The sequence below is a fragment of the Bradyrhizobium sp. IC4059 genome (genome assembly GCF_020193615.1).
In the GTDB taxonomy this organism is placed as follows: domain Bacteria; phylum Pseudomonadota; class Alphaproteobacteria; order Rhizobiales; family Xanthobacteraceae; genus Bradyrhizobium; species Bradyrhizobium yuanmingense.
The window spans coordinates 286,274-297,663 of the sequence record NZ_JADYVH010000006.1 but is presented as its reverse complement, the minus strand read 5'-3'; the positions used below and the strand labels follow the sequence as shown (position 1 = coordinate 297,663).

Genomic DNA, 11,390 nt, shown 5'->3' with positions numbered 1-11,390 from the left:
CCTCGTATAGACGAGCCCGGCGGAACCTTCCTCGACCCAGCGGCCCTGCCGAGAAGCCATGACCAAGCCTGCGCGATACGACCGGATCGCCTTCGTCGCCAGCCCGAGCAACGAGGCGCAAGCCGCCTTTGGCCAGCTGACCAGGGACTATGGCAATTGCGATCCCGATGAGGCCGACGTGGTCGTCGCACTCGGCGGCGATGGGCTGATGCTGCAGACGCTGCACCACCATATGCGTACGGGAAAGCCGATTTACGGCATGCACCGCGGCACGGTCGGCTTCCTGATGAACGAGTACTCGACGCATGATCTGCGCCAACGGCTCGAGACGGCGCATGAATCCGAGATCAATCCGCTCCTGATGCGCGCGACCGACGTCAACGACCGCGTTCACCTGCACCACGCCATCAACGAGGTCTACTTATTCCGCCAGACCTCCCAGGCGGCGCGCTTGCGGATACTTATCGACGAGCGCGAACGCATGCCGGAGCTGATCGCCGATGGCATTATCGTCGCGACGCCGGCAGGCTCGACGGCCTATAACCTCTCCGCCCAAGGACCCATCCTCCCAATCAACGCCGCCCTGCTGGCGCTGACGCCAATCAGCGCCTTCCGGCCGCGGCGCTGGCGCGGCGCCCTCCTGCCCAATACCGCCTATGTCGTGATCGAGGTGCTGGAAGACGACAAGCGCCCCGTCGCAGCGGTCGCCGACCACGAGGAGGTGCGCAGGGTCCGGCGCGTCGAAGTGCTTTCGGACAAGAGCATCTCGATGCGGATGCTGTTCGACCCTGGCCACAGCCTGGAAGAGCGTATCCTGCGGGAGCAGTTCGGCTACTGAGTGTCCTGCCGGCCCACCCCTGGCCGCAACCCTTCGTTAACTCCCGGCACGATATGGTTAACGAAGGTTGACCCGCTTTTGGCCCGGGCGTCATGTTCCGTATCGACTTCAACAAGCTGCGCTTCCTCGTCTGCGACGACAATCCGCACATGCGCCGCATCCTGCGGACGCTGCTGCATTCGTTCGGCGCGCGCGAGGTCTATGAGGCCGAGGACGGCGCCACGGCGCTCGAAATGTACAGCCATTACGTGCCCGACATCGTCATCACCGACTGGGCCATGCCGATCTTCGACGGGCTCGAGCTCGCGCAGATGATCCGGCAGCCGGAATCCAAGGGCAATCCCTATGCACCGATCATCATGCTGACCGGACATTCGGAGAAACGTCGCGTCACGGTCGCGCGCGATGCCGGCGTCACCGAATTTCTGGCCAAGCCGATCTCGGCCAAGGGGCTCTATCAGCGCATCCTCAACGTCGTCGCCAATCCCCGCCCCTTCATCAAGACCAAGACCTATTTCGGCCCCGACCGGCGCCGCAACACCAACTCCGCCTATATGGGCCCGGAGCGCCGCGTCGGCGAAAAGCACGAGGTGCTGCAGCAGCCCTCGCTGCTCGACAAGGCCCGCTCCACCATCTAGCGCAACCGCTTCAGACGAGGCAGGCATCATGGCGAAGAACAGCGCAAAGGACATCGAGGTCAAGGCCTTCGCCACGCACCAAGTCATCACGCAGCCCAATCCGCTGCGCAAGGTCCTGCGCCGCGTCGAAGAAAAAGACCTCGACGACCCGGTCGCCCGCGCCGAGCAGGCGCTCGCGAGCCTCTCCGGCGAATTCAAGGACTGGATGGCGATCGAGGCCCAGCGACTGTCCGCCGCCTGGACGGCCGTGCAGAACGACGGCTTCACGAAGAAACTGCGCGACGAGCTGTTTCACGCCGCGCATGACATCAAGGGGGATGCGGCGACATTCGGCTTTCCTTCAGCCGCAGGCATCGCCGAAAGCCTGTGCCTCGTCATCGAGCACGCGCCTGACCTGGAAAAGGTGCCGGCCGAGCTGTTCACGCACCACATCAACGCCATTCTCGCCATCGTGCACGAGAACACCAGGCTGGACAGGATCAGCGTCTCGGCCGAGCTCAGCCGCCGCCTGCGCAAGGTCGCCGATGATTATCTTGCCTACGTCAACCGCGACCGCCCCGAGCATCTCGAGGTGATCCTGGCGCCGAGCATCGCGCCGGCGGAATAAGGCCGAACTCTCTCCTCTCGTCATTGCGAGCGCAGCGAAGCAATCCAGACTGTCCCCGCGGAGGGATTCTCGATTGCTTCGCTGCGCTCGCAATGACGGAGCCTGTCTCTCTTCCGGCCCGCCTTGTCGCGAGCTTCGAACTACGCCGCAATCAGATCGTCATAGAGCGGATCGACCACATCATCCGCGACAATCTCGTCGCAGAACAGCCGTGCCTCTTCGCGCGCGGATTCAGTGGCGAAGCGGCGCAGCAGGACCATCAGCGGCTCGGTGGCGCCGCGATCGGACTCGCAATGGGTGAGCACGCGCTCGACCATGCGCCGGCGCAGCCGCGCCGCGCCGTCGTCGCTATCGACGAAGCCCTGCTCGTGGCAGGCATCGAGCGCGACCTGGAACGCCGCAAACGTCGCCTCCGGAAGCCCGGCGCGACGGAGCAGCGCGTGCACGCTGTTGCCGCCGCGCTCGTGCAGCAGCGCCGAGACGCGCGCCAGCGGCAGATCGGCGAGTTCGGCGAGTGCCGCATCGAACAAGCCCAGATTGCCCGACAGCAATGCGCGCAGGATCAGGCCCGCGGTCAGCTGGCCGGTGATGCGCAAATGCCGGACCAGGCCCTGCATGTCATCGCCGCGCGAGCGCGCCGCGATGTTCATGGTTGAGCGGTCGCGCGCCTCGATGGTGATGCGGTCGGCGCGGTCGGCGCTCAGCCAGTTCCGCGCCACGACGAATTGCGCCAGCGTCTCGGAGAGCTTTGCCACCAGCGCAGCACGCGTTGCAGCCGGCAGATCCTCCAGCACCAGCATCGCCTCGCGGATCGCGGCTAGATGGCCATGACGCTCGACGATCCGGTCCCAGGAGAACGGGGCGAGCTCGGCATGGGGATTCTCGATCAGCTCCAGCGCGGCAGCCGCGCAGCCGACTTCGGCGATCGCGGCGCACACCGACACCGGCAATGCGATGCGGCGCGCGACTGCGCATTGCACCTCCTCGCCGCCGGTCGCGACGATGTCGACGAGATCGGCGTCGATCAAGAGCGGGGAATGTTCGAGCACCGGCAGCGCGACCGTCGGCTGATCGGCCGACAGCGCCCGCACGATTGCGGCCGGCGCATCGAGGCTGCGGGCAAAGGCTTCGGCCATCGCCTGCCGGACCAGCGGCGAGGCATCATCGAGCAGCATCAGAAGCGCGCCTTCGGCGGCGATGCGATCGTCTGCAGAAAGGTCCGAGATCAGCCAGGCCCGGGCCAGCGCCCGTGTTGCCTCGGCCCGCTCGCCTGCGGGCGCCGTCCTGATCCAATGAATGAACTGCCGAACAATCATGCTGCTTCCGGCTTACACAACAAACGAAAAACGATGACGCTCGTCACCTGCAACACAAAATAAACCACGACGCTTAACAAAGCGTTCACCATAACTGGCTGGTTTTGTTGATGATTTGTTAAGGGAACAAAGCCGCCACGCGCGGCACACGCGACGAGCTCTCGCTGATCCTCCGTCATTGCGAGCGCAGCGAAGCAATCCAGGACTGTATCCGCGGAGAGATTCTGGATTGCTTCGCTGCGCTCGCAATGACGGTGTTGACGCAGCTGCGCACACAGTCTCGATCTTGTGCACGGACGTAACGCGGCGTCCGGAGCAAGAGCGAAGCTAGCTCGAGAACGTGCCGCTGCGATCGCTGAAGAGATCGAGCGGTTGCGGCGGCCGCACGTCCGGCGTCACTGAGGCGACCGAGGTGAGCGAGGCATTGTTGCCCCATAGTTTCTGCACCGTGGTCGAGACCGGCTGCGTGGCATCGCCGGGTTGATAGATCGAACGAAACACCGGCGTGCCCGTCGGATTGTCCGCGACATGTGTCGACGACGTCGCGCTGACGGGCGTCACTGTGCGGGCATTCGGGAAGGTCTGGAGATAGGCGGCGTTGTCCACGACAGGCGCAGTGGGCACCACTGCATTGGCACTCGCGACCTGCGTGGTCGAAGGCGTGGCGCCATACATCGCCATCGCGCTGCGGGTTACCTTTGAATTGGCCGCGCTGGCATAGCGGCTGTCCAGGACCGAATAGACCTCGGAGACGCTGCGGGCGCGGCCGTCCTTGGCGTAGAAGATCGGGCGGTTGGCGGCCGCCGCGTTGGGAAACAGCCGCGCGCCGACGGCTTGCGGATTGTCCTCGGCATTGGCGATCAATTTCGCCGCGCCGCGGACGCCCATGAAATGGGCCATGTAGAGTTCGCTGTCGCTCGGCCTGCGCCCGAGCAGGCCGGTGAGCTTGAAGCTGTTCGACTGCGTCAGCGCCGCGGCCATGGCGGAAGCGGCTTCGGGATCGTCGCGCAGCTTCATGATCGACCGCTTCTTGACGGGATCGTCGACGGTGTAGGTCCCCGATGACGTCCTGGTGATGGCGTCGGCGTAGCTGCCATAGCCGAGCTGGGCACCCGCTTCCTTCACCGTACCGAGCCAGGTCTGGTCGATGAACTGGTAGAGCCCCTGCGCGGACGAGGTGGTGGCGGCGGCCGTCGGATTGAAGTCCGATTCCATCTTGGCCGTGGTCAGCATGTACTGGAAGCTGACGCCTGTGACGTTCGAGGCCTGCTTGATCGCACCGGCGACACGCGCGCGCGACGGATCAAGGCCGGCCGTCTGCGTGGCACTGAAACTGTCGATCGACATGGTGGAGGGCCCGCCCCGCGCGGCGCTGAGCGACGCCGGCAATTCGGCGCCCATCGTCTCACCGTGGGACAGGTATGGTTAAGGCGGGGTTAACTGACGCTCCGCGTCATTCCGGGGCATGCGACAGCGCGAACCCGGAATGCCAGGCTGCTACTTCCTGTAAACGTCGTTCGGATCGAACAGCCGGTCCGCCTCAGTGAAGACCAATCTCGCTCCCCCGCCCTCGGCCTCGACCTTGCGGTAGAAGCACGACCGCCGGCCGGTATGGCAGGCCGCGCCGATCTGCTCGATGCGGATCCAGACCGCATCCTGATCGCAATCGGTGCGCATCTCGACCACGCGCTGGGTCTGACCCGACGTCTCACCTTTTCGCCACAACGCATTGCGCGAGCGGCTGAAATACCAGGCTTCGCCGGTCGCAATGGTCTTGCGCAGCGCCTCCTCGTTCATGTGCGCGACCATCAGCACGTCGCCGGTGGCGACGTCGGTGGCGACGACCGTCACGAGGCCAGCGGCATCAAATCTGGGCAGGAAGGCGAGGCCCTCCTCGATCTCATGGGAATGAGCGGACACAGCAACTCTCGCCGGTTTGTCGCGAGGTCAGCGCGTCGTGCCTCGCACCAGGGACAGGAAACGGGCCTGCTCCGCCGGATTGTCGCGGAACATGCCGGTGAAGCGGCTGGTGAAAGTAGAGGCGCCATGCTTGGCGACGCCGCGCACCGACATGCAGGTATGCTCGGCCTCGATCAGCACGGCAACGCCGCGAGGCTTGAGGACCTCGTCGATCGCGGCGGCGATCTGCGCGGTCAGGTGCTCCTGGGTCTGGAGCCGGCGGGCGAAAATGTCGGTCAGGCGGGCCAGCTTGGACAGGCCGACGACGCGCTCCACCGGCGTATAGGCGATGTGCGCCTTGCCGTAGAACGGCATCATGTGGTGCTCGCATTGCGAGGTGAACTCGATGTCGCGCACCAGGACGAAATCGTCATAGCCCGCCGTCTCGCCGAAGGTGCGGTCGAGCACCTCGGCCGGGCACTGGTGGTAGCCCTGATAGAGCTCGTCGAAAGCCTCGACGACGCGGCGCGGCGTGTCGAGCAGGCCCTCGCGCTCGGTGTTCTCGCCGATATAGGCGAGCAGCGTCTTCACCGCCGCTTCCGCCTCGGCGCGCGCGGGACGCGGCTGGTCGGCGCGGACGGCGGCCGCGAGGAATTCGGCAGGATCAAGCTCGGCCGGGCGGTTCTCGGGCTGCCGGTCGGAGGGCTTACCCGGGCGGATGGATTTGATTGCAGCGTCCATATCTTCTCCGTTCGACGGCCTAACGGCCGGAGTGTCACCGGCAGACGGGGCGGCCAAGCCGCCGGACGCCTGAACAGAACAGTTTCGGTGCAAAAGTCCCGAGGTCACAACGCCGGCAGCCTAGATCTGGATCACCGCCACCGCATCCCCGGACTGTTTTTCCACCAGTTCCGCCCCTATATAGGACCGTGGGCGGCGCCCGCCAAGGCCGATCCGGCTTGGAAGCGGGTGTGACGCGTTGGACTCCATCACATGCTGAACGACATTTACAACAAGCGGATCATCGAGCTGGCCGGGAATATTCCGCGGCTCGGACGGTTGGCGGACCCCGATGCCTCCGCCACCGCCCATTCCAAGCTGTGCGGCTCGACCGTGAAGGTCGATCTTAAGATGAACGGGGATACCGTCACCGACTTCGCCCATGACGTGAAGGCCTGCGCTTTGGGCCAGGCCTCTTCATCCATCATGGCAAGTCACGTGGTCGGCTCGACTGCGAGCGAACTCCGTGAGTTACGCGAAACCGTTCGCAAGATGCTGAAGGAGAATGGTGCGCCTCCTCAAGGAAAATGGGAGGAGATCAAGTTCCTCGAGCCGGTCCGCGACTACAAGGCGCGCCATGCCTCGACGCTTCTCACCTTCGATGCCGTGGTTGATGCCATCGGCCAGATCGAGGCCAGAACCAAGCAGCCGGCCGCAGCGCAAGGCTGACCCCCTCTCCGTCATTCCGGGCGAACTTGCGCACCCCAGGTACGCACTTGCTCACCAAGCTTCGCGCTGACGCGCGCCCCGGGATGACTACCGAGATTTAAGAGCTTACTTCGGCGCCGCCGCAGCAGCCGGTGTGGCAACACTACCGGTCGGCACCAGGGCTTCCGCCGTCTTGGTCGACTTGGAAGCCTGCTCCGGTTCCGCGCCGAACCTCGCCTGCGTCTTCGGTGCAAGCTCCGCCATTGCCGGCGCCGAGATATCCACGTGCGGGAGCACGTCAGCCACGAGATCGGTCGTAACCAGATTGGTGAGCTTGAGCTCGCCGGCATCGAGCTCGTGCAGGTCCTCCCAAGGCGGGACGCTGAGCGCAAGCGACAACAGATCCCCGGCGCCACCCATATCGAAGGTGTATTTGGCGAGGCGGCCGATGTCGCGCTCCACGATCATCAGGTCCTGCGCGCTATAGCTCGCCGCCTTGGCATCATCGGCGCGGTCGCCCATCCAGATCTGGTGAACCCGGACATGAGCGGCTTCCGGCACGTAACGCTTCTTGCCGGCCAGCAGCAGGAAGGCGCACATGGATTCGCAATACGCTTCCGGCGCGACGGCCGGCCGTGTCGACGGCCCGCCGCGGAGGCTCACGCCGACCGTGGTCAAAAGCCCGAGATTGCGGAAGCGCCGGCCGAGCGTGATCGCGTCATTGACGGAGCCGCCGCTGGAATCGAGCACTACGGTGGCGCCGCCGAGCTGGCGGCCGCGCGAAAACTCTTCGAATTCTTTGGGCGTATCGGCGGTGATGATGCCGACCGCGCTGATCCAGCCGCGGCAGTTCGGCTCGCAGGCGACCCAGCTGAACTTCATCGGCAGCTTGCGCTCTTCGAGGGCAGCGCCGGCGCGGGCCGACGATCCGAATGTTGCGACAGCGCCAGCCAGCGCGACTCCGCAGACGGCGGTTCCCACCAGCAACCAGCCGCGAAGTTTAAGGGAGTTCAGAAGTCTCAATCTGGTTCCTTCCCCAAGCCCCAAAGCCCCAAGGTCCCCAAACAATCCCCGGTGGCGCTACCTGAGTCCATCATACAGGCGTATGTTTCTACACACGACCGTCATAAAAATGGTATCCGGGCGAATACAGATCGTCCACAGATACTTGCTGCACTGCTCCCAAAAAACACGCAAAATATGGCGTGGAAACAACAACTTATGGTTCCCTGCACCGGAACCGGGCAAAGCTTCGCTCAACATCGCAGCACAACGCACATGAAGCATTCAGCCTGCCAGCGCTGTTCCAGTTCCGTCGATGGTGTGCTCCGGCTGCCGCGCAGATTCGGCCGTGCACTGATCTGGCTGTATCGCCACACGCTGTCACCTCTGGTCGGTTACAATTGCCGGCACCTGCCGACCTGCTCCGTCTATGGCGATGAGGCAATCGAACGGTTCGGGCTGTGGGCCGGCGGCTGGATGACGCTCGCGCGCCTGCTCCGTTGCCATCCCTTCGGCACGTCCGGCATCGACAACGTGCCTCTCACGGCGCCCAAAGGCGCACGCTGGTATCTCCCCTGGCGCTATGGCCGCTGGCGCGGAGTTAACGCGTCCTGACCTGCGGTGCTCTGAACAGCGCCGCCCTGACCGGAACCTTAGACTTTCCGCCCGCGTTGTCTTGATGCTCCCCACGGGAGGAAACAACAATGCGCTGGAAAATCAGCCCGCATTTTCACGCTAAGCCCGGTCCGAATCTCGATCACAGGGCGCACGATCCAAGAACCATCGACCTGCTCGCCATCATCGCTTTGCTTGCGCTCGTCCTCGGCTCAGGCTGGTATCTTGAGAGGAGCCTTGCGACACAGCCGAGCACGACGACGTTCATCGTGCCGAGCCAGAGCGTGCATTGGTAGTCACCGGAACCAGTAGAACCGTCCCTGTGATGGAGGGATCGACTCCGGCGGTCGTAGCCGCTTCGGGCGCGGCGGCTTTGGCGCCGGCTCGGCGGCCGAAGTGGTCTCTGCAGCCGGTGCGGTCTCGCTGCCCGGCACCTTCACCGCCAGCAGCAAATTCGATTCACGCATGCGCCAGCGATAGCCGACGCCGAAATCGATCGGCTGGGCGCGCGTGAACAGCTCGGCGTAGCGCTCCTGGTAGCGGCCGGGGAATTCGTCGATGGGACCAAGATAGCGGCCGAACGGGAAGAACCGCCATTGCCGTGCATTGTAGTTCGCAAGCGGAATGCCGGAATCGTCCTGGATGATGGTGGCGCTGTTGGCGAGCAACCAGTCGCGTGCGACGGTGAAATTGCCGGAGTGCAACAGGTAGGACGCACTCTTGAGCAGGCTGTTGCCGGGCCCGAGCGTCTCGCAGAATTTCAGGAAGCCCGTGGCACGTGCGCCGGAATTTGAGAGGTCGGTTGCGAAATAATACAGCGTACGCGCTTCCCCGTCGCTGCCGGCAAAGCTGATGCGGACGCCGCGCGTCGCGTTCCGTCCGGGATTGTCGCCGCCGACATGTAGCCCGCCCTTGTCGTCGAGCGCGATCATCTCGACGTTGCGGATGGTCTTGCCGGAGCGGGCGAGGAAGACATAGAGGATCGGCAGGGTGCCGTTGACCTGGTTGGCGCTCAGGTCGACCTTCATCTGCTTGGTGATGAAGAACGAGAAGCTCAGGATCGAGCCGAGCGAGCGTTCGACGTTGTAGAGCGCAGCGCCGACCGAACCACGCGGCAGCCGCGTCAAATCGGGCACCGCACCGACCGGCTCCAGCGCGCCGAGCACGTAGGTGCTGGCCTTGGAATGGAAGGCGTCGGCGTAGAGGAAATCGGGGCCGCTGAACAAGTAGAACATGGTCGGTCGGGGCGCGGCCAGATTGAGGTCGGCCCAGCTGCGGATCTTCGAGAGCTGACGCTGCTCGAGCTGAGCGAAGGCGCCGTCGAAGAATTTGGCGTGACGCTGCCAGGCCGGGTCCCTGGTGAGCGGCACCAGCGGCGAGTCCGCCGAAGGCTGCATGCCCGCAAGGAAGCGCGCCGTGTCATCGAAGGTGACGTCTGCGGCACGCGCGGACGAGACGGCCGCAGCCAGGAGGACGAAAGCAACGGCCGCAATTCTCAGGGGGCGGAGCATGTCTATTCGCGATGCGGTGATGCGGCAGCGACGACGGGCCGCCTGCGGAAAACAGCGTAAATCAAAAGGCCGGAGAGCATGACGAGCATTCCCGACAGCGACTGAAGCGGCCGCTCCGTCAGAAGGTAGTACATCATGAACGCGGTCACGAGCAGAAACACGAGCGGCGTGAACGGGTATCCCCAGGCGCGATAGGGCCGCGGCAGATCGGGATCGGTGATACGCAGCTTGATGACGCCTGCGACCGTGAAGAACGAGCAGAACAACAGCGCGAACTGGATGAAATCGAGCACCGCCTCGAAGCTGCGCGTGAACAACAGAAGATTGGCGATGGCCAGTTGGAACAGGATGGCATAGGCCGGCGCGCCGCTCACGGACCGCTTGGAGAAAACGCGCAAGGCGGGAATGTCCTCCCCCATCGTCATCATCACGCGCGGGCCGATCCACATCATCGCGCTGATCGAAGAGATCAGACCGAAGCAAATCATGGCGCCGACGATCCGACCGCCGAGGGTGCCGAAGATCGCCGTGCCGGCGACACTGGCGACGTCGAGCTGGCCGGCGAGCGCGCTGACCGGCGCCGAATGGAGAAATACCGCGTTCAGCGCGACATACAGCACGAGCACGATCAGCGTGCCCGCGAGCAGCGCGCGCGGCAGGTTCCGTTGCGGCGTCTTCATCTCGCCGATGATGTAGGTGGCGGCATTCCAGCCCGAGAACGAATACATCACAAAGACGAGCCCGATGGCGAACGGCGCGCTGACGATGTGAGCGATATCGCCGGGCTGCGGCGTGAAGCTGATCGGCTGCGGCACGGCGATGACGAAGCCGGCGACCAGGAAGCCGACGATCAGCACGACCTTGAGGACGGTCGAGATCAACTGGAACGTGGATGAGTGCCTGACGCCGGTCAGTTGCACCAGCGAAACCAGCCACACCACGCCGATGGCGAGCGGAATCGCCGGCAGATCGGGTACGACCGACTTGGCATATTCCCCGAACGCCATCGCGGCGAGCGCGACCGGCGCCGCGAAGCCGACCGTGGCCGACACCCAGCCGGCGAGGAAGCCGAAGGCCGGGTGATAGGCACGGCCGAGGAAATTGTACTCGCCGCTCGAGCGCGGAAACATCGCGCCCAACTCGCTGTACGCGAACACACCGCACAGCGCGACGACGCCGCCGACCGTCCAGAGCAGCAGGATCGAGAAGCCGGACGGGATGTCCTTGACCTGGAAGCCGAGGCTGGTGAAGACGCCGACCCCGATCATGTCGGCGACGACGATGGCGGTGGCGACCGGAACGGAGACCCCGGCCCCCCTCCCGGTCAGCCGGTCCGTCCAGGGCGGGGTACCCGCATCTGATGCCGTCATCGGGGTCCTTAACCTCAGGCGCTTCGCCTAATGGGCCGATCGTGCACTTTGGCCCAGTCAATTCAAGCAGGGTTAACAAGGGTTAAATGAGGCAACGGAGGTAGGTACCTGACCACCGCCTAGGCGCTTCTTTGGACGATGTCTCTGGATGCACCCGGGATTGTCC

Annotated in this window: 13 protein-coding genes; 6 read left to right on the top strand and 7 right to left on the bottom strand. The window is 64.5% G+C overall.

The window, feature by feature from the left end; all coding sequences use genetic code 11:
- The first annotated feature begins 58 nt into the window (after positions 1-58).
- The 3 genes from I6F12_RS20680 to I6F12_RS20670 all read left to right on the top strand — a co-directional run bounded on the left by I6F12_RS20680 (position 59) and on the right by I6F12_RS20670 (position 2,083).
- Positions 59-838: an NAD kinase gene (locus tag I6F12_RS20680; RefSeq protein ID WP_036010536.1), complete on the top strand. Its 780-nt coding sequence runs from the start codon at positions 59-61 to the stop codon at positions 836-838.
- Between the two features lie 92 nt (positions 839-930).
- The gene (locus I6F12_RS20675) at positions 931-1,476 is read left to right on the top strand and encodes a response regulator (protein WP_011088265.1); all 546 of its coding nucleotides are present in this window, start codon (positions 931-933) and stop codon (positions 1,474-1,476) included.
- A 28-nt stretch (positions 1,477-1,504) separates the two neighbouring features.
- Positions 1,505-2,083, top strand: coding sequence for an Hpt domain-containing protein (locus tag I6F12_RS20670; protein ID WP_225157119.1), 579 nt, complete (start codon positions 1,505-1,507; stop codon positions 2,081-2,083).
- A 140-nt stretch (positions 2,084-2,223) separates the two neighbouring features.
- Here the strand turns inward: I6F12_RS20670 and I6F12_RS20665 are convergent, their stop codons facing one another.
- The 4 genes from I6F12_RS20665 to folE all read right to left on the bottom strand — a co-directional run bounded on the left by I6F12_RS20665 (position 2,224) and on the right by folE (position 6,039).
- Positions 2,224-3,399, bottom strand: coding sequence for a DUF2336 domain-containing protein (locus I6F12_RS20665; protein WP_225157118.1), 1,176 nt, complete (start codon positions 3,397-3,399; stop codon positions 2,224-2,226).
- A 327-nt stretch (positions 3,400-3,726) separates the two neighbouring features.
- The gene (locus I6F12_RS20660) at positions 3,727-4,800 is read right to left on the bottom strand and encodes a transglycosylase SLT domain-containing protein (RefSeq protein WP_225157117.1); all 1,074 of its coding nucleotides are present in this window, start codon (positions 4,798-4,800) and stop codon (positions 3,727-3,729) included.
- Between the two features lie 96 nt (positions 4,801-4,896).
- Positions 4,897-5,319: a phosphoribosyl-AMP cyclohydrolase gene (gene hisI / locus I6F12_RS20655; protein ID WP_128264665.1), complete on the bottom strand. Its 423-nt coding sequence runs from the start codon at positions 5,317-5,319 to the stop codon at positions 4,897-4,899.
- A 27-nt stretch (positions 5,320-5,346) separates the two neighbouring features.
- On the bottom strand, positions 5,347-6,039 hold the full coding sequence (gene folE / locus I6F12_RS20650) for a GTP cyclohydrolase I FolE (RefSeq protein WP_036027718.1): 693 nt from the start codon (positions 6,037-6,039) through the stop codon (positions 5,347-5,349).
- Between the two features lie 252 nt (positions 6,040-6,291).
- Between folE and I6F12_RS20645 the strand changes: the two genes are divergently transcribed.
- Entirely contained in the window at positions 6,292-6,747 is a 456-nt protein-coding gene (locus tag I6F12_RS20645) for an iron-sulfur cluster assembly scaffold protein (protein ID WP_036044037.1), read from the top strand.
- Positions 6,748-6,852: 105 nt separating this feature from the next.
- Here the strand turns inward: I6F12_RS20645 and I6F12_RS20640 are convergent, their stop codons facing one another.
- Positions 6,853-7,749, bottom strand: a complete 897-nt coding sequence (locus I6F12_RS20640) for a hypothetical protein (RefSeq protein ID WP_036027720.1) — start codon at positions 7,747-7,749, stop codon at positions 6,853-6,855.
- A gap of 255 nt (positions 7,750-8,004) precedes the next feature.
- On the opposite strand from I6F12_RS20640, the gene yidD reads away from it, so the two are divergent.
- The gene (gene yidD / locus I6F12_RS20635) at positions 8,005-8,343 is read left to right on the top strand and encodes a membrane protein insertion efficiency factor YidD (RefSeq protein ID WP_036010511.1); all 339 of its coding nucleotides are present in this window, start codon (positions 8,005-8,007) and stop codon (positions 8,341-8,343) included.
- Between the two features lie 89 nt (positions 8,344-8,432).
- Entirely contained in the window at positions 8,433-8,639 is a 207-nt protein-coding gene (locus I6F12_RS20630; RefSeq protein WP_225142720.1) for a hypothetical protein, read from the top strand.
- On the opposite strand, the gene I6F12_RS20625 is transcribed toward I6F12_RS20630, so the two are convergent.
- Together I6F12_RS20625 and I6F12_RS20620 are read right to left on the bottom strand one after the other, a co-directional pair.
- A complete protein-coding gene (locus I6F12_RS20625; RefSeq protein ID WP_225157116.1) occupies positions 8,640-9,854 on the bottom strand; it encodes a hypothetical protein in 1,215 nt (404 codons plus the stop codon). It lies immediately after the preceding gene.
- Between the two features lie 2 nt (positions 9,855-9,856).
- Positions 9,857-11,224, bottom strand: coding sequence for an amino acid permease (locus tag I6F12_RS20620; protein WP_109143312.1), 1,368 nt, complete (start codon positions 11,222-11,224; stop codon positions 9,857-9,859).
- Positions 11,225-11,390: the final 166 nt, after the last annotated feature.

Coding starts and splice junctions, on each gene's coding strand:
- I6F12_RS20645 (WP_036044037.1), top strand. CDS start 6,292: ATGCTGAACGACATTTACAACAAGCGGATCATCGAGCTGGCCGGGAAT.
- I6F12_RS20665 (WP_225157118.1), bottom strand. CDS start 3,399: ATGATTGTTCGGCAGTTCATTCATTGGATCAGGACGGCGCCCGCAGGC.
- I6F12_RS20675 (WP_011088265.1), top strand. CDS start 931: ATGTTCCGTATCGACTTCAACAAGCTGCGCTTCCTCGTCTGCGACGAC.
- I6F12_RS20620 (WP_109143312.1), bottom strand. CDS start 11,224: ATGACGGCATCAGATGCGGGTACCCCGCCCTGGACGGACCGGCTGACC.
- folE (WP_036027718.1), bottom strand. CDS start 6,039: ATGGACGCTGCAATCAAATCCATCCGCCCGGGTAAGCCCTCCGACCGG.
- I6F12_RS20660 (WP_225157117.1), bottom strand. CDS start 4,800: ATGGGCGCCGAATTGCCGGCGTCGCTCAGCGCCGCGCGGGGCGGGCCC.
- yidD (WP_036010511.1), top strand. CDS start 8,005: ATGAAGCATTCAGCCTGCCAGCGCTGTTCCAGTTCCGTCGATGGTGTG.
- I6F12_RS20630 (WP_225142720.1), top strand. CDS start 8,433: ATGCGCTGGAAAATCAGCCCGCATTTTCACGCTAAGCCCGGTCCGAAT.
- I6F12_RS20625 (WP_225157116.1), bottom strand. CDS start 9,854: ATGCTCCGCCCCCTGAGAATTGCGGCCGTTGCTTTCGTCCTCCTGGCT.
- I6F12_RS20680 (WP_036010536.1), top strand. CDS start 59: ATGACCAAGCCTGCGCGATACGACCGGATCGCCTTCGTCGCCAGCCCG.
- I6F12_RS20670 (WP_225157119.1), top strand. CDS start 1,505: ATGGCGAAGAACAGCGCAAAGGACATCGAGGTCAAGGCCTTCGCCACG.